We start from the raw sequence: 25055 nt of genomic DNA, 5'->3' as shown, positions 1-25055 counted from the left end.
TTTATGAAAGAAATAGACTTAAGAAGTGATACGGTAACACGCCCTACCAGCGGAATGTTGAAAGCTATAATGGGCGCTGAAGTTGGCGACGATGTTTACAAAGAAGACCCTACGGTAAATGCTTTGGAAGAAAAACTGGCAAAAATGTTCGGGAAGGATGAGGCCCTGTTTTTTCCTACCGGGAGTATGGCCAACCAGGCAGCTATAAAGTTACACACACAACCAGCTGAACAGTTAATTTGCGATAAATGGGCGCACGTTTTTAATTACGAAGGCGGTGGTGCTTCTTTTAACAGCGGGGTTTCCTGCAAGCTGGTAGATGGCGACCGTGGAATGATTACCGCGGCCCAGGTTGAAGAAAATATTAATCCGCCGGACTTTTATCATAGTCCGTTAACGAGTTTGGTTTGTTTAGAAAACACCACTAATAAAGGTGGTGGCGCTTGTTACGATTTGAAAGAAATCAAGAAAATTAGAAAAGTTTGCAATACCCATAATCTAGGTTTGCATCTAGATGGCGCTCGATTATTTAACGCGCTGGTGGCTAAAAATGAAGATCCTAAAGATTACGGGAAATTGTTTGATACAATTTCGGTTTGCCTTTCTAAAGGATTGGGAATTCCAATGGGATCGGTGCTTATTGGTGATAAGGAACTTATGAAAAACGCCATAAGAGTTCGAAAAGTTTTAGGCGGCGGAATGCGGCAAGTAGGTTTTATGGCTGCTGCCGGAATTTACGCCCTGGATAACCATGTAGAACGTTTAACCGAAGATCATAAAAGAGCTTCAGACATTGCAGAAACCCTGGATGCTGCAAGCTATGTAGGTGAGGTAGAGCCCGTGGAAACCAATATCGTTATTTTCTACCTGAAAAATGCTTCAGATGAAGCTGCATTTATGAAAAACTTACAAAAGGAAAATATCAGGATAAGCAATATGGGGCAGGGAAAATTAAGAATTGTTACCCATTTGGATTATTCCGAAGAAATGCACCAAAAATTCTTAAAAGTACTTAAGGAGACTAAATTATAGTCCATTAGAAAAGTTTAACCTAAGCTTACAATGCTTTTAATATATCCCGGTAGCTTATTTTTATAATTTGCAATAACCCAAAAAATTGTAATTATGAAAAATGTTTTGCCAAGAAAAGAAGTGCCAAGATTAAGAGTAAAAACCACCAGCGGTATGCAATGGGATTTACGCGAGCAAAAGCCGGAGAACTTTACCATGGTTATATTTTATCGCGGCTTGCACTGCCCGGTTTGCAAATCGTATTTAGAGGAATTAAATAAAAAAATTGAAAAATTCCAGGATAAAGGTGTGAATGTTATTTGCATAAGCGCGAATAACAAGGCTTTGGCCGAGAAAACAGTAAAAGAATGGGATGTAGATAATCTTACTATAGGCTATGATTTTAATCCTGAAGATGCCAGGAAATGGGATTTATATATTTCTGAAGGAATTAAAGATGAACCCGAAGTGTTCTTTGAACCCGGCTTATTCCTGATAAAATCTGATAATACCTTATACGCGGCTTCTATTCAAACGATGCCTTTTGCCAGGCCAAAATTTGATGAGTTGCTAAAAGCTATAGATTTTGTTTTGGATAAAGATTATCCTGCAAGGGGAGAAGCTTAAAAAATAGAGACCTCACAGGTTTTTAAAGCCTGTGAGGTTTTAATCTTCAAAATAAAAATTTACTTTAATTGGTCTAAACCGGGAATATCAGGCATACCATCTTTAGCGACAGCAGCGAGTTCAGCTTCGTGAATGTCCGATGCTTTGCTAATTGCCTTGTTTAAAGTTAAAACCAGGTAATCTTCCAACTGTTCTTTATCCTGCATCAATTCATCTGCAACGCTAATATTCTTAATTTCACGTGTAGCGCTAATGGTTACTTTTAGAAGTCCGTCACTGGATTTTTCTTCTATAGTTACCGTTTTTAGGCGTTCTTTAGTTTCTTCAACTTTTTGTTGGGTTTCCTTGATTTTATTCATCATACCCATCATATCTCCAAACATAGTCTCTTTTTTTTAAATTTAACAAACACAAATTTACTAATTACAGGTTTAATCCTGTTAATATGAAGCGACTAATTATGTATTTAGTTGGGAAGCCTTACATTTGCAAGCGCTTAAAAATAATGCAGATTTGAAAAAAGAAATTTTACCGCCAAAAGCTAAGAAAATCCCTAAAACCCTGGAGTTTCACGGAGACGTCAGAATAGATAATTATTATTGGATGAACAACCGTGATAATCCGGAGGTGATTGACTATTTAAACCAGGAGAATGAGTATAACCAAAAAATGACCGCGCATACCAAAGATTTTCAACAGCGGTTATTTGAGGAAATGAAAGGTCGAATTAAAGAAGATGATGAGTCAGTTCCCTATAAATTGAGTGGTTACTGGTATTTGACCCGTTTTGAAACCGGAAAGGATTACCCAATTTATTCCCGAAAAAAGGGGGAACTAGCAGCTTCCGAAGAATTGCTTTTTGATGTAAATGAAATGGCCGAAGGCTTTGAATACTATAGCCTTGGAGGTTTAAATGTTAGCCCAGACAATAAAATGGTTGCTTTTGGGGTAGACACCTTAAGCCGAAGAAAATATACCATTCAGATTAAAGATTTACAAACCGGCGAAATTTATACTGATAAAATAGAAAATGCAACCGGGGGTTCTACTTGGGCGGCAGATAATAAAACGCTTTTCTACACAAAGAAAGACGAGCAAACGCTACGTTCTTATAGGATTTACAAGCATATTTTAGGAACAGACTCTGCCGAAGACGAATTGGTTTTTGAAGAGGAAGACGAAACATTTAATACCTATGTTTATAAATCGAAGTCAAAAGAATATATAATAATAGGAAGTCACAGCACTTTAACTACAGAATATCGAATTTTAAAAGCCGATGATCCTTCGGGTGAATTTAAGGTTTTTCAACCCAGGGAGCGTGGGTTGGAGTATAGCATCGCGCATTACGAAGGTGATTTTTATGTGATGACCAATAAAGATAAAGCGACTAATTTCAGGTTGATGAAAACCCCTGTTGAAAAAACAACCCAGGAAAACTGGGTAGATGTAATTCCACACCGGGAGGATTACTTGCTAGAAGATGTAGATATCTTTAAAAAATATCTTGTAATTAGCGAGCGTCACAATGGCTTAAACAAGATAAAGGTAATACGCTGGGATAATTCAGAAGAATTTTACATTCCTTTTGATAATGAAACCTATACCGCATTTACTTCTATTAACCCTTCTTTTGATACAGAGATCTTGAGGTTTACCTATAATTCTATGACCACGCCAACATCGGTAGTAGATTTTAATATGGCTACTCGCGAAAAGACGGTTCTAAAAGAACAGGAGGTTTTAGGTAAAGAATTTGATAAAAATAATTACCTCTCAGAAAGAATTTGGGCCACGGCAAAAGACGGTATTAAAATTCCCGTTAGCCTGGTGTATAAAAAGGGAACTAAACTAGATGGAAATAGCCCGTTATTACAGTACGCTTATGGTTCATACGGTTCTACCATAGATCCTTATTTTTCTACAGTAAGACTTAGTTTATTAGATCGAGGTTTTATCTATGCCATTGCACATATTCGCGGCGGAGAATATCTTGGACGAAACTGGTATGAAGATGGAAAACTTTTCAATAAAATGAACACCTTTACCGATTATATAGATGTTTCAGAATATTTAATTCAGGAAAAATATACTTCCGCAAAGCATCTTTACGCGATGGGTGGTTCAGCCGGTGGCTTGCTCATGGGAGCGGTAATTAATATGGCGCCGCAATTATACAACGGCGTGATATCGGCAGTTCCTTTTGTAGATGTAGTGACAACGATGTTAGATGATAGCATTCCGCTAACCACCGGTGAATATGATGAATGGGGAAATCCGAATAATAAGGATTATTATGAATATATGATGCAATATTCGCCCTATGATAATGTAGTTGCGCAAGATCACCCTAACTTGCTGGTAACAACCGGCTTGCACGATTCCCAGGTTCAATATTGGGAGCCGGCTAAATGGGTTGCCAAATTAAGGGAATTAAAAACCGATACTAATTTATTATTATTCCATACTAATATGGACGCTGGGCACGGCGGGGCTTCAGGACGTTTTGAAGCTTTAAAAGAAGTAGCAGAGGAATATGCGTTTTTGCTGGATTTAGAAGGAATTGACCACTAATTAAAAAATTTGCCTTAAATTTGGGGGATTTTACACTCCTTAAAAGAGTGAAATAGTTAACCAAAATTTTTGTAAAGAACTTCGATTTATGAAAGAAGATTTGCAAGTATATGATAATGTATTGCAACTTATTGGCAATACACCTTTGATACAACTTAACAAAATAACCCAGGGATTTAAAGGAGAATTCTTCGCTAAAGTAGAAGCCTTTAATCCGGGACACTCCGCTAAAGACCGCATTGCACTTTATATTATTGAAGAAGCCGAAAGAAAAGGTATTCTTAAACCCGGCAGTACAATTATAGAAACTACTTCTGGTAATACCGGTTTTAGTATTGCTATGGTGAGTGTTATTAAGGGTTACGAATGTATTCTTGCAGTTAGTTCCAAAGCTTCCAACGATAAGATTGATATGCTAAAAACAATGGGCGCCAAAGTTTATGTTTGCCCGGCCCACGTTTCGGCAGATGATCCCAGATCTTATTACCAGGTAGCTAAAAGGTTGCATTCAGAAACTAAAGGTTCGGTTTATATCAATCAATATTTTAATGATTTAAATATAGACGCTCATTTTATTTCTACCGGTCCTGAAATATGGAAACAAACCGAAGGAGAAATAACCCACCTTGTTGCCTGTAGTGGAACCGGTGGAACAATTTCTGGAACAGCAAGATATCTGAAGCAGCAAAATCCAGAAATTAAAGTTATTGGAATTGATGCTTATGGTTCTGTATTAAAGAAATATCACGAAACAAAAGAATTTGATTCTGGAGAGATTTATCCGTACAGAATTGAAGGCCTAGGGAAAAATCTTATTCCATCAGCAACAGATTTTGAAATTATTGACCGTTTTATTAAGGTTAGTGATGAAGATAGTGCGCACACCGCGAGAGAACTTGCGAAAACCGAAGGTTTATTTGTAGGTTATACTAGTGGTGCGGCAACCCAGGGTTTAAAACAACTTGCTGAAGAAGGAGAGTTTGATGAGAACAGTAAAGTTGTTGTAATTTTCCCGGATCACGGTTCAAGATATATGGGAAAAGTCTTTAGTGATGACTGGATGGAAGAACAGGGCTTTTTTGATACTAAAAATGAAATTGAGGCACAGCCTATAGAATTTATAAAATAAGAAGTATTTTGAAATTGATTCAGAAATAAAAAATACAAAAGCATCCCCGGCAGGATGCTTTTCTTTTATTCGAATTTTAAGAAAAAAATAACTTTGTGCAATTGAGCCAATTTTAAGTATTTTTGCGGCTCGACTAAAAAAAGATCGATGAGGGATTTATTTGATAAAATATATAAAGACAAAGGACCATTAGGAAAATGGGCAGAGCAGGCAGAAGGGTATTTTGTATTTCCTAAACTTGAAGGGCCAATTTCTAACCGAATGAAATTTAGAGGGAAAGAAGTGGTGACCTGGAGTATTAACGACTACCTGGGGCTTGCCAATCATCCCGAAGTAAGAAAAGTAGATACTGAAGCCGCAGCAGAATATGGCTCGGCGTATCCAATGGGTGCAAGAATGATGAGTGGCCACACTCACCTTCACGAAAAACTTGAAGACGAGCTTGCTTCTTTTGTTCATAAACAATCGGCTTACCTTCTTAATTTTGGTTACCAGGGAATGGTTTCTACCATAGATGCATTGGTTTCTAAGGCAGATGTTATTGTTTATGATGTAGATGCCCACGCTTGTATAATCGATGGTGTGCGTTTACATTTAGGTCAGCGTTTTACTTATAAACACAATGATCTTGAAAGTATAGAGAAAAACCTGCAACGCGCTACTAAAATTGCAGAACAAACCGGAGGAGGGATTTTGTTGATTTCTGAAGGTGTTTTTGGAATGCGTGGAGAACAGGGAAGATTAAAAGAGATTGTAGAGCTGAAACAAAAATATAATTTCAGGCTTTTTGTAGATGATGCCCACGGATTTGGAACACTTGGTAAAACAGGAGCTGGAGCAGGTGAGGAGCAAGGTATTCAGGATGATATTGATGTTTATTTCGCAACTTTCGCGAAATCATTGGCCAGTACTGGTGCATTTATCGCTGCTGATAAGGAAATTATAGATTATTTGAAATATAATTTACGTTCACAAATGTTCGCCAAATCATTGCAAATGCAATTGGTTGTCGGAGCATTAAAGCGTTTGGAAATGCTCAGAACAATGCCAGAGCTTAAAGAAAAGCTTTGGGAAAATGTGAACGCACTTCAAAACGGGCTTAAAGAAAATGGTTTTGATATTGGAACTACCCAAAGTTGTGTAACTCCTGTTTACTTAAAAGGAAGTATTCCGGAAGCCATGGCTTTGGTAAAGGATCTTAGGGAAAACCACGGAGTTTTCTGTTCTATAGTAGTTTATCCGGTAATTCCAAAGGGACTTATTTTATTAAGAATGATTCCTACCGCTTCGCATACCATTCAGGATATCGAAGAAACCCTGGTTGCTTTTTCAGCAATTAGAGAGCGTTTAGAAAACGGAACTTATAAAAGACTATCAGCTTCTGTTTCTGCTGCAATGGCGAGTAAAGAATAAACGCAGATTAATTAAAGTTTAAAAAAGCCGTTTAAAAACTGGTCTTTCACACGTCAATCTGAACTTGTTTCAGAATCTAGTTTCAATTAAATTTAGAAGCTGAAATAAATTCAACTTGACGGATGTTAGAAAGAAGAACTTTTAAACGGCTTTTCTATTTCTAAAATTCAGAAAAATCAGGTTTAAGATTATTCTATTCACCTGAACCAGTTCCCTCATCGCTTTCTTTATAAAATCCGGTTTCTTCTAATTCTTTGTCACGTTTATTTCGATCTCCTTCATAGGTATCTTCTATATATTCATCTTCCTCGTGAAAATCGAACCGATAAGAAACTCCTGCGGCTACCTGCCATCGCGATGGAGTATCTTTAAAATTAACCAGTCCCGAAATATCCACTTGAAAATCTTTTGATAACAAATAAGCAGCTCCGCCACGCAAGAGCTCATCGGCATATAGATCACTTATATAGGTCTGGAATTCCCCAAAAACAGCTAATTTAGGTGATATAGCGTGGGTAAGAGTGAACACGCCGCCGTAGGACGGATATTCTTCTGTGAATTTATCGGCGATAAAATTCATAACCAAAACCCAGCGTCCCCAATTATGTTGCGTAATTACAGCAGCTTTCGGACTTATTATCGATTCGCCTTCAAACATATAAGGGTTCTCCCACCAACTAAAATTAGCACCCGCATAAACAGAAATTGCAGGAATCAAACCGCGTAAATCTATACGCTGATTGGCATCCCAACTATAAAGATTGACTTTTCTTTCTTTGATACTTATATGGGGATCAAAAATTAAAAATTTCGCACCAATGGTGTTTGTATTGAAGTTACTTATTCTAAATTCATCGCTACCATTTCCTACAGGAACAGAAGTAACCTGATCTTGAAAAGAACCAAAGAAATTCAGTTCCAGGATTTCAGTTAAAAAACCATAACGAAAACCATAACTCGCTCCCAAAATATCGGTTTCACTATTAAAGAATTTATGATTATTGTTTCCCATATAACCTCCCGCTTCCAGTTGCAACACATTTTTACCTACAGCAAAAGCACCTTGAGATTCTCCCGGGCGGTTGGAGTTTATAGTTTCAGTGTATTGCGCATTTACGCTAAATATACCGAAGAAAATAAAAGCGATACCTACTTTTAAATAGTGCATAATAGATTGGTTTGTTACTTTCAAAGATAGCAGATTTATTATTTTTTTAGGAGCCCAAAGCTTCTATTCTCAAGGCTTATTTTTATTTTTGCATAAAGTCCTGAAAATGTTAGAAGCTTCTTTTTCCGATGTATTACAAACGATTCTAGTCATTCTATTAGTATATTTTGCTTTTAAATTACTAATTAAATGGTTTGGTCCTCTTATTCTTAAATATTTCCTACGGAAAATGGGGAAACGTTTTGAACAGCAATTCAGGCAACAACAAAATCCGACCTCTCAGAAAAAAGAAGGTAAAGTAAGTATTGACAAAAAGCCGAAAGGCGGCAGGAAATCTAATAAAAACGTTGGGGAATATATAGATTACGAGGAAATTGATTAATTTCGGGATCAATTTTTTATATTGAAAAGGGAAGAAGCTGCCCATTCAATTTAATCTGAAAATGATCTAAAAAATTCCAGATGGCCAATCTTAAAAAGTTTCTACCGCATCTTCTCGTTTTGGTAGGCTTCGTAATAGTTTCTTTATTTTATTTTAGTCCCGTTCTTGAAGGAAAAAAGATTTTCCAAAGCGATATCGTTCAGTATATCGGAATGGCCAAAGAGCAAAATGATTTTCGGGATCAAACAGGGGAAGAACCCTATTGGACCGATTCTGCTTTTGGAGGAATGCCAACTTTTCAATTAGGTGCTTATTATCCGCATAACTACGTAAAAAAACTTGATTCTGTACTTCGGTTTTTACCAAGACCTGCAGATTACTTATTTCTCTATTTTATTGGATTTTACATCTTATTGCTCTGTTTAAAGCTCGACTTTAGATTAGCTTTTTTAGGTGCGCTGGCCTTCGGGTTTTCTACTTATCTCATTATTATTCTGGGCGTCGGTCATAATGCCAAAGCGCATGCGATTGCTTATATGCCTATGGTTTTAGGCGGAATTATCCTCACTTTTAGACAAAAATATCTTTGGGGATTTTTGCTGTTATCACTGGCTATGGCGCTGCAAATTGGCGCAAACCATTTCCAGATGACGTATTATCTTCTGCTCTTGGTGATCGTACTGGGGATTGCTTATTTAGTTGATGCTTATCGCAAAAATTTGCTTCCTAAGTTTTTCAAAGCTTTAGGAGTTATGGTGGTGGCTGTTGTATTAGCAATAGGGGCTAATGCTACCAATTTACTCGCTACACAGGAATATACTGCTCATAGTACCCGTGGCGATACCGGATTAACCATTTCGCCCGATGGTTCAGACAAACCTGCGGCCGGATTAACATTCAATTATATTACAGAATACAGCTACGGAATACTGGAATCTCTGAACCTTTTTGCTCCCAGGTTTATGGGCGGCTCAAATGCCGAAGATATTGGGGAAGATTCAGAAATATATGATGCACTTATCAAACTCGGTGCTTCTCCAGCCCAGGCGGCAAATTTCACCGAAAATGCACCTACTTATTGGGGCGATCAACCTTATGTTGGTGCTCCGGCCTATATTGGAGCTACGGTTCTATTTCTCTTTATTTTCGCGCTTTACCTGGTTCGAGGCAGATTAAAATGGTGGATTGTTGGTGGAAGCGTTTTAGCTCTACTACTTTCATGGGGTAAAAACTTCGGATTCTTTACCGAATTTTTTATCGATTATGTTCCACTTTACAATAAGTTTAGGGCGGTTTCTTCCATACAGGTAATTATAGAATTATGTGTTCCGGTTTTAGCAGTTTTCGGACTTTATAGATTATTCGATCCTAAGATTCAGAAAGAAGCAAAAGTTCACGCTTTAAAATGGTCTGGGATCATCGTAGGAGGAATTGGCGTTGCTTTGCTGCTTTTCCGTTCAGTATTATTCGATTTTAGCGGGGCTGGAGATTCAACTTTAATTCAGCAAATGGGTGCTGATTTCGTGAGAGCTTTAAAAGAGGATAGAAAATCACTTTATACCGAAGATCTTATACGTTCGCTTATTTTTTCAGCGTTAACAGCGGCCGCACTTTGGTTGTATATAGAAAAGAAAATTACACAAAACTGGTTGGTACCCGTTTTGGCACTTCTAATTTTGGTCGATTTAATTCCTGTTGATAAACGATACGTAAACGACGATGATTTTGTAAATGCCAGCCAGATGGATCGCCCATTTCAGCCCAACGCGGCCGATCAACAGATTTTGCAGGACGATGGGCATTACAGGGTATTTGATGTTTCCGGAAGTCCTTTTAATACCGGAAGAACTTCCTATTTTCATAATGCCATAGGCGGTTATCACGCTGCTAAACCCGGCCGAATGCAGGACTTATACGATTTCTATATTTCGCAAAATAATATGGAAATTCTAAATATGTTGAATGCGAAATATTTTATAGTTCCTTCTGAAAGTGGCCAACCACAAGCCCAGCAAAATCCAAATGCCTTAGGAAATGCCTGGTTTGTAGATGATATTATGTGGGTTGAATCTGCCAACGAGGAAATATTGAATTTAAAAGAAGTTGATCTTCAAAATACAGCGGTAATTAATTCGGAATTTAAGAATGAAGTTTCTGAAGAATTGAATACCGATGGAAATGCTGAAATTACCTTAGAGAGTTATAAGCCTAATGAGTTGGTTTATAAGATCAATGCTTCAGCGCCGCAGCTTGCAGTGTTTTCTGAAATGTATTATCAACCGGGCTGGCAGGCTTATTTAGACGGGAAAGAAGTAGATCACGTTCGCGCAAATTATGTGTTGCGAGCTATGAATATTCCGGCAGGCGAACATACCGTAACCTTTAGATTTGAACCCGAAGTGGTAAATACCGGGAGCAGTATTGCCCTGGCAAGTTCTATTATTTTAGTGTTAATTATTTTAGGCGGATTTTATTACAAATCCCGTAAGAGGGAATAAATTCTTAAATGGAGAAGGTACTCATCATAACTTATTACTGGCCTCCGGCTGGAGGTCCCGGCGTGCAGCGCTGGCTTAAGTTTGTGAAGTACCTACGCGATTTTGAAATTGAACCAGTAGTTTATATTCCCGAAAATCCTAATTATCCCATGCTGGATAAATCTTTTGTGAATGAAATTCCGCAGGGAATTACTATTCTGAAGAAACCTATTTTTGAGCCATATCAATTAGCCGGGATATTTGCTAAAAATCAAACCAAAACCATTAGTAAAGGAATTATTGCTGCTGAAAAAAATCAGTCGCTTTTACAGAAAAGCCTGCTTTTTATTCGTGGTAATTTATTTATCCCAGATGCCCGAAAATTCTGGATTAAACCTTCGGTTAAATTCCTGAAAAAGTACCTGGAAGAAGAAGACATTAAAAAAATCGTTACAACCGGCCCGCCACATAGTTTACACCTCATTGGTTTAAAATTAAAGCAGGAACTCGACTTAAAGTGGATAGCCGATTTTAGGGATCCCTGGACACAAATTGGGTATCATAAGAAATTGAAGCTTACCAAAAACAGTAAGCAAAAACACGAAAACCTGGAGTGGGAAGTTTTAAATTCAGCCGATCAAATTATCACTACCAGTTTTACCACAAAAAATGAATTTTCAGAAAAAACCATTAAACCCATAAACGTAATCACTAACGGATTTGATGGGATTGAAAATTCAGGGGAAAACATTGAATTAGATGATAAATTCAGCATTTCTCATATTGGATCTTTACTTTCCGAAAGAAATCCGAAAAATTTATGGTTGGCCATAGCAGAACTTGTAAAGGAAAATTCAAATTTCTCTGAAGATCTTGAACTAAAATTGGCAGGAACAGTTAGTGAAGAAGTCATAAAATCAATCAAATTGGTTGGGTTAGGGGAGAAGCTTCAGTTACCCGGATATGTAAGTCATACGCAGGCAATCGCGCTTCAGCAAAAAAGCAGGTTGTTATTATTGATTGAAATTGACAGCGAAGAAACCCGTGGAATTATTCCGGGGAAATTATTCGAATATTTAAGTGCAAAAAGGCCAATTTTAGCCATAGGGCCCGAGAAATGGGATATTCATCAAATCCTGGAGGAAACCGGTTCAGGAGAATATTTTCAATATTCAGAAAAAGACCGCCTTAAAAGCCTAATTTCGGGGCACTACGAGGCTTATAAAAATGGAGACAGTAATTTTCTAAAGGGAGATATTCAGAAATATCATAGAAAAAATCTGACCCAAAAACTGGCCAATTTAATAAAGAGCGTTTAGAATTATGGGTATAATAATCAAACAATCTTTCAAAAACTTAATTACTACCTATTTTGGTTTTGCGATTGGCGCGATTAATACTTTGTTTCTTTTCACATATTTCCTCGAGCCCGAATATTACGGATTGGTTACTTTTTTACTTTCGGCTGCAAGTTTGCTCTGGCCTTTTATGGGATTTGGAGTTCACAGCACATTAATAAAGTTCTTTACTTTTTACAAAACCAAAGAAGAAAAAGATAAGCTGCTAAATTTGGTGTTGTTTCTACCCATAATAGTTTCACTGATCCTGGGAATATTCGTGGCTTTTGGTTATTCATTTCTAATCAACTATTTCACCCAGGGAAACGGATTGGTTCGTCCATATATTTGGCTAATTTTTCTAATCGCTTTTGCAACCGCTTATTTTGAAATTTTTTTCGCGTGGTCTAAGCTTTATTATAAAAGTGTATTCGGAAATTTTATGAAAGAGGTTTTTCATAGGTTTTGTATTAGTTTATTATTGCTGGCGGTTTATTTTAACTGGATCACGGTTCACCAATTTATCTATTGTATAGCCGGTGTTTTTATACTTCGACTTATCGCGATGAAGATCTATGCGTTTTCTCTTTATTTACCTCGCTTAGATTTTAAGTTTCCGGACAATTTATCTCCGGTTCTAAAATATACCTCGTTAATTCTTATTGCAGGATCTGTAGCTACTGCTTTATTAGATCTTGATAAAGTGATGATAGAATATTTTATGCCCATAGAAAACGTAGCCATCTACGGAATTGCAATTTATATCGCTACGGTTATTTCGGTGCCACAAAAGGCAATGCACCAAATTACAAACCCAATGACGGCTGAATTTCTAAATACCAAAAACAAGAAAAGCCTGGAGGAGCTATATAAAAAGAGTTCTTTGAATTTATTGATTGTAAGTCTGCTGATTTTTATTCTGATTCTTACCAATGTTAAACAGCTTTATGAACTCATTCCTGATGAATATGAATTAAGCATTCTGGTGGTTTTATTGATCTCGCTGGTGAAGCTTTATGATAATCTTCTGGGGAATAACAACAGTATTCTTTTTAATTCAGATTACTACCGTATTGTTTTATTTATTGGCGTTTTACTTGTTATAGTAGCATTTATTTTAAACCTGGTATTTATTCCCCGCTTCGGGATAGAGGGAGCAGCAATTGCTAGCTTTATCGCGTTTTTCATCTATAATTCTTCTAAAATCTGGCTGGTAAATAAAAAGTTCGACTTTCTTCCGTTTACTTCTAAAACCTGGTTGGTTCTTTTTACAGGACTAATTCTTTCATTTGGTTTTTACTTCTGGGATTTCAGCTTTCATCCTATTTTAAATATTGCGCTTAAATCTATTTTAATAGGAATAAGCTATATTGGTTTAGCTTACTTCCTGAAATTTTCTTCAGAAGTAAATAGTATAATTAATAAGACTTTAGGTCTAAAAACCTCCTAAAAACGGGAAACCCCCGAAACACTTTCGTGTCTCAAGGGGTTTCCAACTAACCAACCAAAAAATTAAATTATGAATTCTTTATTATCTATTATTCACATTTCGTGCCGAACTTCTTCCTCGTGAAGAAGAATTTGAGGTTCTACCCGAAGATCTTGTATTTGTACTACTTTTTACTGCTCTCGTATTATTACTTCTACTACTCCTACTTGTTGCCTGAGTCCTTCTTTGGGTGGGAGCAGTTCTGGCTTTACTTGTCTGTCTCGCAGAAGTATTTTTTACAGTTCTACTATTTCTTGCAGTAGAGTTTACTTTCGTGTCAGAAGATCTACTGCTTCTCACAGCGGTGTTCCTGGTATTTGCTGTTGTTGTTCTAGCCTCAGTTCTTGTACGACTGCTTCTGGCTTTTACAGCATCATTGTTATTTACTCTTCGCGATGATCTTACTACATTTCCACGAGAATTAGTGCTGCTATTTCTTTCAGAGCTAAGAGTTCTACTTCTATTTTGAGTAGCTTTAGATCTTTGAGAGTTGGCATTGCTCCTCACATTATTTGTGTTAGAAGCCACACGACCTTCATCTCCTCTAATATCTTTTATATCGCGTCTTCCGGAAGTTCTTCTTCCTTTATTATAAGACACCGCTGTTTGATTAGGCCTGTAAAAATTTTGATTTACGTTATTAGAATAATGATTGTTATAATAATTTACGTGTTGCACATATGTAACCCGGTTTGGCTGATAATAGGCCCTGTAAGGCTGTCCAAAAACAATGCTTACTCCACTTCTGGGTCTTGAATAATACTGGTGCCAAGGCCTGTAAACATATCTATTATTATAATGGTTTATATAACCGGTGTAATTGGTAATTCGGTTAAAACGGTTATAATGGATATGTAAACCTCCAACTCTGGCAATACGACCACGACGGTTATAATCTATAAAAACATCACCAGCACGAATAATTCTTCCATAGTAATCATAAAAAACCGGAACACTTTCAATTTGAATTACCGCTCCATAATCGTCATATTGTACGTAAGCATCGTAATTATGCCCTGAGTTATAACTGATATTCATATTTGGAGTGGAAAAATTTACAACATTTGTTCTTCTAAATTCCGGGTTGTAATAGAAGTCAAACTCCCCGTTAGGATAAACGGCAAACTCAACACCATTTTCAACAAAAATAAAAGCATCGTTGTAGGCTCTAGGGACAGCTTCAAAAGCTGCTGAAGCCGATATGCCAATAAATAAAAAGCTGATTAAAAAGGCGATATTTTTCATAGTTTGCGTTTTAGGTGATATTATGATGATTCTCATTAGAATCAATACATAAAATACAAACCGCGTGCCAAAAATATAAAACCTCTAAAAAAGCTTGTTTTTAGAGGTTTTATATTAAAAATCGAATAATTCCATAGAAAATATTCAATAGAAATGAAATTTCGCGTGTATTTTTTCAGAAAGAATAGTAGCTATAATTTTTCTTTGAGATACTTTGCGGTAAAAGATTTTTTTGATTTAATAATTTCTTCCGGAGTGCCGTTTGCAACAATATTTCCGCCGTTCACTCCGCCTCCAGGGCCAATATCAATAATATAATCGGCACATTTTACCAAATCCATATTGTGTTCTATCACCACCACGCTATGTCCTTTTTCAATAAGCGCATTAAAGGATTTTAGCAACTTTTTTATATCGTGAAAATGAAGTCCGGTTGTAGGTTCATCAAAAATAAACAAAGCTTTTTCTTTGGTAGTGCCTTTTACCAGGAACGAAGCCAGTTTTATTCGCTGCGCTTCCCCACCCGAAAGGGTAGAGGAGCTTTGCCCTAATTGCACGTAGCCTAAACCTACATCCTGTAAAGGTTTTAGTTTTCTAACGATCTTATCAAGCTTATTTTCTGCAAAAAAGTTTGTCGCATCGTCTATGGTCATGTTCAGGACATCGTCAATATTCTTTCCGGCAAACTGAACTTCCAACACATCTTTTTGAAAACGCTTTCCATTACAGGCTTCACATTCTAGGTGAACATCGGCCATAAACTGCATTTCTATAGTTACTTCGCCTTCACCTTTACAAACTTCGCAACGCCCACCTTCAACATTAAACGAGAAATGCTTTGGTTTAAAACCTCGAATATTCGATAATTTTTGATCAGAAAACAGGTTTCTTATATCATCGTAAGCTTTTATATAAGTTACAGGATTGGAACGCGAAGATCTACCAATAGGATTTTGATTTATATATTCTACACTACCTAAATTCTTAAAATCACCTTCTATATCGGTATATTGCCCGGCTTTTTCTCCATAACCTCCAATTTTCTTCTGAACTGCAGGATAAAGTATTTTCTTAACCAGAGTACTTTTTCCACTTCCGGAAACCCCGGTAATTGCAGTAAAAGTTCTAAGTGGAATTGTAACATCTAAATTCTGAAGGTTATTTTCCCGTGCTCCCAAAATCCTGATTTCTCCCGAAGCCTTTCTGCGTTCTTTTGGAACCGGAATTTCTTCCTTGCCATTTAAATATTGTGCGGTAAGGGAATTCGATTTTAAAATTTGCTTTAGCGTTCCGGTTGCTACAACTTCACCTCCGTGCGTTCCTGCTTCTGGGCCAATATCAATAATTTCATCGGCGGCATTCATAATATCTTCATCGTGTTCCACAACAATTACGGTATTCCCGATATCCCGAAGATTTTTAAGTACGCCAATTAAACGCTCTGTGTCGCGTGGATGCAAACCAATAGATGGTTCGTCTAAAATATACATAGAACCCACCAGACTGCTTCCAAGGGAAGTTGCGAGGTTAATTCGTTGTGACTCACCACCGGACAAGGTGTTTGACTTTCTATTTAAAGTGAGATAATCTAAACCAACTTCCGATAAAAATTTGAGTCGGTTGTTGATTTCTGTTAAAAGACGTTTTGCAATTTGTTGATCATATTCATTTAATTTTAAATCAGCGAAAAATTCCCGCACTTTATCTAAAGGTTTTCCAACCAGATCGGTAATGCTATGGCCATCAACTTTTACATATTCTGCTTCGGGGCGTAACCTCTTGCCTTTACAAGTCGTGCAGCGTGTTTTTCCGCGGTAGCGAGAAAGCATCACTCTATTCTGAATTTTATATGCTTTACTTTCTAAAAACTGGAAGAAATCGTTTAAGCCTTCAAAATATTCATTTCCATTCCAAACCAAATCTTTTTGCTCATCGGTGAGTTGAAACCAGGGCTTATGAATAGGAAAATCGAACTTATGCGAATTATTCACCAATTGATCGCGGTACCAGCTCATACTATCTCCACGCCAGGGAAAAACCGCGTTTTCATAAATTGAAAGTCCGGTATTAGGGATTACGAGATCTTCGTCAATTCCAATCACATCACCGTAGCCTTCACATTTAGGGCATGCGCCATAAGGGTTATTAAAACTGAACAAATGCACATTTGGTTCCAGGAAACTAATTCCATCTAAGTCAAACTTGTTGCTGAAATGCCTCTTTTTGCCCGATTTTAAATTTTCGATATATAGTTCGCCTTTTCCTTCAAAAAAGGCGGCATCAGTAGCATCGGCCAGTCGGTTATAAAAATCTTCTTCATCTTTGGTGATAATTCTATCTACCACCAATAAAGTATCTTTCGCTTTAATCTTTTCAAGATCGGCTTCGTCTATCCTAAGAACTTCATCTTTTACTTTAATCCGGCTGTAACCTTGTTGCGCCAGCACCTTTATTTTTTCTGAAAGTGTCCTGCCTTCTTCAACATGAATTGGGGCCAGCAATAATAACTTTTCACGTTCTTCAAAAGATTTTACGTGATCTATAACATCGGCTACGCGATCGCGTTTTACTTCGTTACCTGAAACAGGGGAGTAGGTTCTTCCAATTCGAGCAAAAAGCAGTTTGAAATAATCGTAAATTTCAGTAGAAGTTCCCACGGTAGACCGCGGATTAGTAGAATTCACTTTTTGCTCAATGGCAATAGCTGGAGCAATTCCCTTAATATAATCAACTTTCGGCTTATTCAATCGGCCTAAAAACTGCCGGGCATAGGATGAAAGGCTTTCCACATAGCGCCGCTGACCTTCAGCATAAAGTGTATCAAATGCTAAACTGGACTTTCCGGAACCCGAAAGGCCGGTAATTACCACCAACTTGTTTCTTGGGATAACTACATTTATATTTTTAAGATTGTGCAGTTTTGCACCTTTTATAATTATATTCTCCTTGGGATTTACCTCGGCAACATCAATATTCATGCTCATTTTTCTAGTTCAGGAATGCAAAGGTACTCAATAAGCTGCAGTGTAAAAAGCCCTAAAAATCCTATTGTAATGTTAAAAAATTAAATTTTTGTTTGCAATTGTCAAATTTATCTTGCTATATTTGGTCATTCATTTTTATTAAAAATACACCTGCCTATCGCATAAAGTTACTTTTAGAATCTAAATAACCTAATCTCGGGAACCCCAACCCTCCTGAACAAAAGTAACTGATATGAATAACGTTGAAATCACTGACGCCGTTCTTGTGCGTGAATACATGCAAGGAAACGAGAATGCACTAAGCAAGCTAATTAACAGGCACCAACACCGAATTTACAGTTTTATTTTCTCTAAGGTTTATGATCGTGATGTATCTGAAGATATTTTTCAGGATACCTTTATTAAAGTGATCAATACCCTTAAGCGTGGGAAATATAACGAAGAAGGTAAATTTCTTCCCTGGGTGATGCGTATCGCACACAATCTGGTGATAGACCATTTTAGAAGAAATAAACGTATGCCTAAATTCGATAATAGTGGAGACTTTAATATTTTTTCGGTTTTGAGTGATTCTGATTTGAACATAGAAACTCAAATTATTAAAGATCAGATTGAGAATGATGTTAAGGAGCTTATTAAAGAGTTGCCGGAAGATCAGTTAGAAGTTCTTACCATGAGAATCTACAAAGATATGAGTTTCAAGGAAATTTCTGAACGTACCGGGGTAAGTATTAATACTGCTTTGGGAAGAATGCGCTACGCATTGATAAATCTTCGTAAAATTATAGAAAAGCATAATTTGGTTTTAACAAATTAATCTATAATATTCCTCAAAAGATTGCGTTAGAATAAGAAACCAACGCAAAAAATTATCTAATGAGGAAACTTTACACTAAAAAACTATCTAAAAAAGATCAGTTGAAAGATTTACAACCCGGAAAAGAGACTGTACAGTTTCTTTTAAATTATTCAAAAGCTTTAAGAGTGGTTGATTGCCGTGGAATTAAATTCGGTACCATTCTTAATTAGTATTTATCAAAGAGGCTGTCTGAAAATTAATTAAGATCGTCATCCTGAATTTATTTCAGGATCTAATATATTAATATTCAAAACACGTTAGAAGCTGAAACAAGTTCAGCTTGACGAAAACAGATCTTTTCAGACAGCCCTTTTTTTTAATGAATGATTATTACTTTTTCTTTTTATAGTATTCGCTAATTACTGTTTTTCTTCCAATTTCTTTGGTGATGATATCTTTTTCAAGGTTCCATCCTCTTGCAGGCGAATATTGTCGGCCGTACCAAATAATCTGTAAATGAAGTTTATTCCAAAGATCTTTTGGGAATAAGCGTTTCGCGTCCTTTTCTGTTTGAGTAACATTTTTACCATTACTTAGATTCCAGCGATACATTAAGCGGTGAATATGCGTATCTACCGGAAACGCAGGCACATTAAAGGCCTGTGCCATCACTACACTCGCGGTTTTATGTCCAACCGCTGGTAATGCTTCCAGTGCTTCAAAACTAGCAGGAACTTCACCTTTATATTTCTCAAGTAAGATTTCAGATAAACCGTGAATTCCTTTAGATTTCATAGGAGAAAGGCCAACCGGTTTAATTATTTCCCTAATTTCTTCTATGGATAGTTTTACCATAGCTTTCGGGTTATCGGCTATTTCAAAGAGTTTAGGGGTGATCTGGTTAACTTTTACATCGGTACTTTGGGCTGAAAGCAAAACGGCAATCAATAAGGTATAAGGATCTTTATGGTCTAAAGGAATGGGGATTTCAGGATAAATATCATTTAAGGTATCAATTACGAACTGTACCTTTTCTTGTTTGGTCATATTGTTTAAATTTACTCAATAAGTGAGATTAAGAATTTCGACCTTAATGTCGAAATATTAAAATTAAATTTTTTATACCTTCAGTTAAAGCCTGGAGGTTAATTATTGCAAAAATAAGAATTATGACAACATTAGAAGCGGGCGACAAGGCCCCGGAATTTTCAGTAGAAGATCAGGACGGAAATACAGTAAAATTATCAGATTTTAAAGGAAAAAAACTGGTTTTGTTTTTTTACCCAAAAGCCAGTACGCCGGGTTGCACGGCTGAAGCCTGTAACCTTAGGGATAACTGGGAACGTTTTCAGGAAAAAGGATATGCTATTTTAGGCGTAAGTGCAGATACACAAAAAAAGCAAAGTAATTTTAAAAATAAATACGAATTTCCATTTCCACTATTAGCCGATGAAGATAAAGAGGTAATCCAGGCTTATGGAGTTTGGGGTCCTAAGAAATTTATGGGAAAAGAGTATGAAGGGATTCACAGAACTACTTTTATTATCGATGAAGATGGTAAAATTGAAGAAGTGATCAAAAAGGTGAAAACCAAAGAGCATACTGATCAAATCCTTTCGGAATAGAACAGAATTTTAATATTAAAAGAGTTTGTCTGTTGGCTAAAACCCAGGCAAACTCTTTTGTTTTTATCAATTTAATCCTTTAAAATTGCTTTTTGAATGGTAGCTGTACTGTCGCAATTTTCAATTTGAAGCTCAAGGATTGCTGAATTTACTTCGCTTGTAACCAGGTAAGTATTGCAGGGGTTTTTATCGGTATTGCTGCGGCTAAAATCTACATCGCCATCTTCCAGGCTTTGGGAAACTAAAGCGGTATCCAATTTATTATTCTCAAAATAACTAAATGCTTCTGGAGAAAATTTGCGCTCTTTTATCCTGATATTCTTTAAAACACGGGCTTCAGGAGAATAATCGCAGGAAGTCTTTTTTCCACTTAAAAAGAAAAATAAAAGTACAATTCCAAAGAACAAGCCCACGGAGAAATATCCAATTCTATGAATTAGTTTCATTTATATAATTTTGAGGAAGCGATTTGGCTAAATTGATCTAAAAAATGAGCAAATTAATGTCCCGATAAGAAAGATCAAACCAATCGGCTATAGATTTGTTAGTTAAAATTCCGTGGTAAAAGTACAAACCATTTCGCAAACCTTTATCAAATCTTAACGTGTTTTCGAGCCCGCCTTCTTCTGCGATGTGTAAAAGATAAGGCGTGAAAATGTTACTGATTGAAAGTGAGGAAGAACGCGCGTATCGAGACGGAATATTTGGAACACAATAATGTAAAACATTGTGTTTGGTAAAAATAGGTTTATCGTGCGTTGTGATTTCGCTGGTTTCTATACAACCGCCCATATCTATACTTACATCTATAATAACCGCGCCGCGTTTCATACTGGTCACCATATCTTCGGTAATAAGCACCGGGGATCGGTTTTTACCGCGAACAGCACCAATTAAAACATCACAACGCTTAATCGCTTTAGCGAGATTTTTGGGCTGAATGGTAGATGTATAAAATGTTTGATTAAGATTGGTTTGAATATTTCTAAGTCTGGTTAATGAGCTATCAAAAACCTTAATACTGGCACCCAGGCCTAATGAAGCCCTGGCGGCAAACTCGCCAACCGTACCTGCGCCAAGAATTACAACCTCAACGGGTGGGACGCCGCTAATATTTCCAAACATTAAACCATTTCCGTTTATGTTATTGCTCATAATTTCTGAAGCAATTAAAACAGAAGCAGTTCCTGCAATTTCACTCAGCGCTCTAACAATGGGATAACTCCCGTCATCGTCTCTGATAAATTCGAAACCAAGCGCGGTAATCCTTTTAGTAGCTAATTTCTGAAAATATTCCTTGCACTGGGTTTTTAGTTGAAGCGCAGAAATTAAAATTGTTTGCGGATTTATTAAATCCAGTTCTTCGATAGAAGGTGGTTCAATCTTAAGGATGGTAGGGCAGGAGAAGACTTTTTTTGTGTCTTTGGTGATTTCGGCACCGGCATTAGAATAATCTTTATCGCTAAAACGAGCCCATTTACCGGCCCCGGACTCTATCATTACTCGATGGCCGTGCGCGGTAATCGCTGCAACGGCGTCTGGACTAAGACAAATACGTTTTTCCTGGTAAGAGGTTTCCTTGGGAATGCCAATAAATAACTGTCCCTTGTTTTTGTAAATTTCCAGGGTTTCTTCCTGCGGAATTAATTGCTCTTTGGTAAAAGGCGAAACCTGTTTGCCCATAGTTGACTGCTAAAACTTTAGAATATGGAAATTACGACTATTTTTAAAAATAACATTAATTAAAGTCGGGTGTAGTATTCTTCCTGCGTTGGTTCCCAATACTCTTCTTCTTCCTGGAAAGATTTTACTTCCCTTCGGTCGGTTTCAGAAATTGGGGAAAAGACAGAAACATCGGTTTCATCGATTTCACTAAGATCTATACCGTAAACCCTATCGAAAATTTTAATCCTAATAAGGTAAACAATTGAGAGTACTACAATGAAGAAAGGAGCAAGATAAATTAACTGATTTGTATCCAATGGATCAACTCTTAAATAGACATCTTGGTAAATACTGATAACCAATTGATAGGTGTACATTGAAATTGGGATCAATATTGCATGGTACCACCAATGTTTACAGGTAAAAAACCAAATAAATAATAAAAAAAGAGGAACTATTTTGCCTAAATAAGTCCAGGCAGCCGTCATTACATTTTCATAGTAAAGACTCTCATATATAAAAAAAGAATTTTCCCAAACTTTGCCGTTTGGGAAAATTTCATATAAATAAAATAAATAAGGTGAAAATGCTATTGATAAAGCAATAAGACTACCCAGCAGCAGGAATTTTGATTGTTGATCTGTCGACAGCTTGTTCTTTAATTTGGTCATTATTAGTATCGTTATCTGAAGTTGAAGTTACAAAAAAACTTGCTCCGAAAATTGCTACTGAGAAAAGTACTGCTTTAAGTTTCATAATAATATAGTTTAGATTGTTATTTCGTTTTGTTTACTGAAGCAAACCTATAGAATTATAAAACACTAAAAATTAATACATTAATCGTACTTTTGCGCCTTTTTTTAAGCAAAAAAATAGCTTATTTTTAAAAGTTTTTACTTTACACTGCTAAAAATTTATTGGTTAAAAATATGAAATTATTCTTTATTTTTAAGTTTAACTTTAAATCGTTTACTGAAACCTTTAAAATCGCTAACACAGCGTTTAAAAATGAAAAAGCAATGTTTTTAGATTTTATTAACACAACTTTAACATTCTTGTATTTTCGTTTTCCGTCGAAATTTCAATTTTTTGAAAATTTTCCTCCAGGAAATCCTGTATTTTTTGTGGCCATTCTATTAAAATCCATCCAGGAGAATTAAAATATTCTTCAATTCCTATATCCAGAGCTTCATTTGGGTCTTCCAGTCTGTAAAAGTCAAAATGATAAATTGGTTCCCGGGGAGTATGATATTCATTAACCAATGAAAATGTTGGGCTTGAAACTTTATCTTCGCTACCTAAAGCTTTAACTAAAGCTTTTATAAGCGTGGTTTTGCCAGCGCCCATCTCACCATAAAATAATAAGACATTACTTTTAGCGTGCTTAATTATGTATTGCACAGCCTCGTCAATTTGGGCTAAATTGTAGGTAATAGACATTAATAAAATAGATTTTTGGCATAACAAAGATAGGGAATAAATTAATATCCCCTATATTTTGCTAGAAATCAGGGATTAATCCCCTATTTCGGATTCATAACTACAAATGGAATGATCATCTCTTCTAAAGAAACTCCGCCGTGTTGATAGGTGTTTCTGTAATAACTTACATAATGATTGTAATTATTAGGATAAGCAAAGAAAAGGTCTCCTTTGGCAAAAATAAAGGAGCTACTCATATTAATACTAGGTAAATAAATGCTCTTTGGATTTGTAGCTGCCAGCACATCTTTTTCTTCGTAAGTAAGACTTTTTCCTGTTTTATATCTAAGATTTAAACTGGTGTTTTTATCTCCAATAACTTTTGAAGGATTTTTAGCGTTGATAGTTCCGTGGTCTGTGGTAAGGATCAATTTAAATCCGAGTTGACGGGCTTGCTGAATAATATCCAGCAACGGCGAATTCTTAAACCAGCTGTAGGTTAGTGATCGATAGGACTTATCGTTGGATGCTAATTCCTTAATTACTTCCATCTCTGTTTTGGAATGGGAGAGCATATCTACAAAATTGTAAACTACAACCGTAAGATCGTTACCTTTCTGTGTTTTGAAGTTTTCCGCCAGCTTTCTTCCGGCCTTTAAACTCGTGATTTTATGATACTCGTGTTTAAAGCTTTTACCCAGTCTTTTTAATTGCTCATTTAAAAATTCTGATTCATGATTATTTTTTCCACCTTCCTCTGTATCATTTTTCCAGTATTGTGGAAATAATTTTTCCATTTCACTAGGCATCAAGCCAGAAAACATAGCATTACGTGCATATTGCGTTGCAGTAGGTAAAATACTGTAATACGGTTCTTCCTTTTCCTTCTTATAATAATTAGAAATTATAGGTTCTAAAGCTTTCCACTGGTCGTACCTTAAATTATCTACCACTACAAGTAGTGTAGGTTGTTCCTTGATTATTTCCGGAACAACTTTTTCCTTAAAAATAGTATGGGACATAATCGGCGCCTCGGCACCTTTTTCAAACCAGGAAGGATAATTTTTGTCTATAAATTTACAAAACTGGGTATTGGCTTCATTCTTCTGAGACTCCAGGATTTCGAACATTCCGCTGTCTTCCAGACCTTCGAGTTGAAGTTCCCAGTAAATTAATTTTTGATAAAGTTCTGCCCATTCTTCGAAAGTATTTACCTGGCTCAAATCCATGGCGATCTTCCTGAATTCCTGCTGGTAATTTGAAGTTGTTTTTTCAGAAATAAGTCGGGAGTGATCAAGGTTCTTTTTAATACTGAGTAGAATCTGGTTCGGATTTACCGGTTTTATTAAATAATCGGCTATTTTAGATCCAATGGCTTCTTCCATGATATATTCTTCCTCACTTTTGGTGATCATAACAACAGGAAGATTTTCTCTTTTCTCTTTCATCTCGGCAAGAGTTTCCAGGCCGGTAAGTCCCGGCATATTTTCATCAAGGAAAACTATATCAAAACTCTCTTCTTCAATCTGTTCTAAAGCTTCGGTTCCGCTTTGGCTTGTAACAACTTCATAATCCTTAGACTCCAGAAACAAAATATGCGGTTTCAGTAAATCTATTTCATCATCTACCCAAAGTATTTTTATCTTATTCATATCTTATATTTTTACTCATTAAAATGAGATTTGATTCGTCTATGTTGTTTAGACTT

At 36.4% G+C, this 25055-nt stretch carries 23 protein-coding genes; 12 read left to right on the top strand and 11 right to left on the bottom strand.

Going from position 1 to position 25055, the window contains the following annotated elements; all coding sequences use genetic code 11:
- The first annotated feature begins 3 nt into the window (after positions 1 to 3).
- Together LB465_RS06010 and LB465_RS06005 are read left to right on the top strand one after the other, a co-directional pair.
- Positions 4 to 1032, top strand: a complete 1029-nt coding sequence (locus tag LB465_RS06010) for a threonine aldolase family protein (RefSeq protein ID WP_224468173.1) — start codon at positions 4 to 6, stop codon at positions 1030 to 1032.
- A gap of 93 nt (positions 1033 to 1125) precedes the next feature.
- The gene (locus LB465_RS06005; RefSeq protein ID WP_224468169.1) at positions 1126 to 1638 is read left to right on the top strand and encodes a redoxin domain-containing protein; all 513 of its coding nucleotides are present in this window, start codon (positions 1126 to 1128) and stop codon (positions 1636 to 1638) included.
- Between the two features lie 59 nt (positions 1639 to 1697).
- Here LB465_RS06005 and LB465_RS06000 read toward each other — a convergent pair whose 3' ends face one another.
- Complete coding sequence (locus LB465_RS06000) at positions 1698 to 2021, bottom strand: YbaB/EbfC family nucleoid-associated protein (protein WP_224468166.1); 324 nt, start codon at positions 2019 to 2021, stop codon at positions 1698 to 1700.
- Between the two features lie 130 nt (positions 2022 to 2151).
- On the opposite strand from LB465_RS06000, the gene LB465_RS05995 reads away from it, so the two are divergent.
- The 3 genes from LB465_RS05995 to LB465_RS05985 all read left to right on the top strand — a co-directional run bounded on the left by LB465_RS05995 (position 2152) and on the right by LB465_RS05985 (position 6754).
- A complete protein-coding gene (locus LB465_RS05995) occupies positions 2152 to 4212 on the top strand; it encodes a S9 family peptidase (RefSeq protein ID WP_224468164.1) in 2061 nt (686 codons plus the stop codon).
- A gap of 88 nt (positions 4213 to 4300) precedes the next feature.
- Complete coding sequence (locus tag LB465_RS05990; protein WP_224468162.1) at positions 4301 to 5341, top strand: PLP-dependent cysteine synthase family protein; 1041 nt, start codon at positions 4301 to 4303, stop codon at positions 5339 to 5341.
- 147 nt (positions 5342 to 5488) lie between these two features.
- Positions 5489 to 6754 (top strand): aminotransferase class I/II-fold pyridoxal phosphate-dependent enzyme, encoded by a 1266-nt coding sequence (locus LB465_RS05985; RefSeq protein WP_224468160.1) that lies wholly within the window; start codon positions 5489 to 5491, stop codon positions 6752 to 6754.
- Between the two features lie 193 nt (positions 6755 to 6947).
- On the opposite strand, the gene LB465_RS05980 is transcribed toward LB465_RS05985, so the two are convergent.
- A complete protein-coding gene (locus tag LB465_RS05980) occupies positions 6948 to 7922 on the bottom strand; it encodes a transporter (RefSeq protein WP_224468158.1) in 975 nt (324 codons plus the stop codon).
- Positions 7923 to 8151: 229 nt separating this feature from the next.
- Here LB465_RS05980 and LB465_RS18410 point away from each other — a divergent pair, with 229 nt between their 5' ends.
- The 4 genes from LB465_RS18410 (at position 8152) to LB465_RS05960 (ending at position 13568) form a co-directional block, all read left to right on the top strand.
- Positions 8152 to 8304 carry a DUF4834 family protein gene (locus tag LB465_RS18410; protein WP_317198423.1) on the top strand — a complete coding sequence of 51 codons (153 nt, stop codon included), beginning with the start codon at positions 8152 to 8154 and terminating at the stop codon, positions 8302 to 8304.
- An 80-nt stretch (positions 8305 to 8384) separates the two neighbouring features.
- Entirely contained in the window at positions 8385 to 10802 is a 2418-nt protein-coding gene (locus LB465_RS05970; protein ID WP_224468153.1) for a YfhO family protein, read from the top strand.
- Between the two features lie 8 nt (positions 10803 to 10810).
- Positions 10811 to 12100 (top strand): glycosyltransferase family protein, encoded by a 1290-nt coding sequence (locus tag LB465_RS05965; RefSeq protein WP_224468151.1) that lies wholly within the window; start codon positions 10811 to 10813, stop codon positions 12098 to 12100.
- A gap of 4 nt (positions 12101 to 12104) precedes the next feature.
- The gene (locus LB465_RS05960; RefSeq protein ID WP_224468148.1) at positions 12105 to 13568 is read left to right on the top strand and encodes a polysaccharide biosynthesis C-terminal domain-containing protein; all 1464 of its coding nucleotides are present in this window, start codon (positions 12105 to 12107) and stop codon (positions 13566 to 13568) included.
- An 81-nt stretch (positions 13569 to 13649) separates the two neighbouring features.
- On the opposite strand, the gene LB465_RS05955 is transcribed toward LB465_RS05960, so the two are convergent.
- Positions 13650 to 14852, bottom strand: coding sequence for a hypothetical protein (locus LB465_RS05955; protein WP_224468146.1), 1203 nt, complete (start codon positions 14850 to 14852; stop codon positions 13650 to 13652).
- A 191-nt stretch (positions 14853 to 15043) separates the two neighbouring features.
- Positions 15044 to 17830, bottom strand: coding sequence for an excinuclease ABC subunit UvrA (gene uvrA, locus LB465_RS05950; protein WP_224468536.1), 2787 nt, complete (start codon positions 17828 to 17830; stop codon positions 15044 to 15046).
- A gap of 238 nt (positions 17831 to 18068) precedes the next feature.
- Here uvrA and LB465_RS05945 point away from each other — a divergent pair, with 238 nt between their 5' ends.
- Both LB465_RS05945 and LB465_RS05940 read left to right on the top strand, forming a co-directional pair.
- A complete protein-coding gene (locus LB465_RS05945; protein WP_224468144.1) occupies positions 18069 to 18653 on the top strand; it encodes an RNA polymerase sigma factor in 585 nt (194 codons plus the stop codon).
- 59 nt (positions 18654 to 18712) lie between these two features.
- Positions 18713 to 18865, top strand: coding sequence for a hypothetical protein (locus LB465_RS05940; RefSeq protein WP_224468142.1), 153 nt, complete (start codon positions 18713 to 18715; stop codon positions 18863 to 18865).
- A 160-nt stretch (positions 18866 to 19025) separates the two neighbouring features.
- Here LB465_RS05940 and LB465_RS05935 read toward each other — a convergent pair whose 3' ends face one another.
- Positions 19026 to 19682: an endonuclease III domain-containing protein gene (locus LB465_RS05935; RefSeq protein WP_224468139.1), complete on the bottom strand. Its 657-nt coding sequence runs from the start codon at positions 19680 to 19682 to the stop codon at positions 19026 to 19028.
- A gap of 122 nt (positions 19683 to 19804) precedes the next feature.
- Between LB465_RS05935 and bcp the strand changes: the two genes are divergently transcribed.
- Positions 19805 to 20260, top strand: coding sequence for a thioredoxin-dependent thiol peroxidase (gene bcp, locus LB465_RS05930; protein ID WP_224468137.1), 456 nt, complete (start codon positions 19805 to 19807; stop codon positions 20258 to 20260).
- Between the two features lie 71 nt (positions 20261 to 20331).
- Here the strand turns inward: bcp and LB465_RS05925 are convergent, their stop codons facing one another.
- The 6 genes from LB465_RS05925 to porX all read right to left on the bottom strand — a co-directional run bounded on the left by LB465_RS05925 (position 20332) and on the right by porX (position 24999).
- Positions 20332 to 20706, bottom strand: a complete 375-nt coding sequence (locus LB465_RS05925; RefSeq protein WP_224468135.1) for a hypothetical protein — start codon at positions 20704 to 20706, stop codon at positions 20332 to 20334.
- A gap of 37 nt (positions 20707 to 20743) precedes the next feature.
- Positions 20744 to 21943 (bottom strand): alanine dehydrogenase, encoded by a 1200-nt coding sequence (locus LB465_RS05920; RefSeq protein WP_224468133.1) that lies wholly within the window; start codon positions 21941 to 21943, stop codon positions 20744 to 20746.
- A gap of 59 nt (positions 21944 to 22002) precedes the next feature.
- Complete coding sequence (locus LB465_RS05915; protein ID WP_224468130.1) at positions 22003 to 22302, bottom strand: hypothetical protein; 300 nt, start codon at positions 22300 to 22302, stop codon at positions 22003 to 22005.
- A gap of 232 nt (positions 22303 to 22534) precedes the next feature.
- Positions 22535 to 22681 (bottom strand): hypothetical protein, encoded by a 147-nt coding sequence (locus LB465_RS05910; protein ID WP_224468127.1) that lies wholly within the window; start codon positions 22679 to 22681, stop codon positions 22535 to 22537.
- 279 nt (positions 22682 to 22960) lie between these two features.
- Entirely contained in the window at positions 22961 to 23365 is a 405-nt protein-coding gene (gene tsaE / locus LB465_RS05905; RefSeq protein WP_224468125.1) for a tRNA (adenosine(37)-N6)-threonylcarbamoyltransferase complex ATPase subunit type 1 TsaE, read from the bottom strand.
- Between the two features lie 83 nt (positions 23366 to 23448).
- Positions 23449 to 24999, bottom strand: coding sequence for a T9SS response regulator signal transducer PorX (porX, locus tag LB465_RS05900; RefSeq protein ID WP_224468123.1), 1551 nt, complete (start codon positions 24997 to 24999; stop codon positions 23449 to 23451).
- Positions 25000 to 25055 lie beyond the last annotated feature (56 nt).

The organism is Salegentibacter lacus (genome assembly GCF_020164555.1).
Taxonomy (GTDB): domain Bacteria; phylum Bacteroidota; class Bacteroidia; order Flavobacteriales; family Flavobacteriaceae; genus Salegentibacter; species Salegentibacter lacus.
Note: the sequence above shows the minus strand (reverse complement) of the source record. Positions and strands in the feature narration are given on the sequence as shown.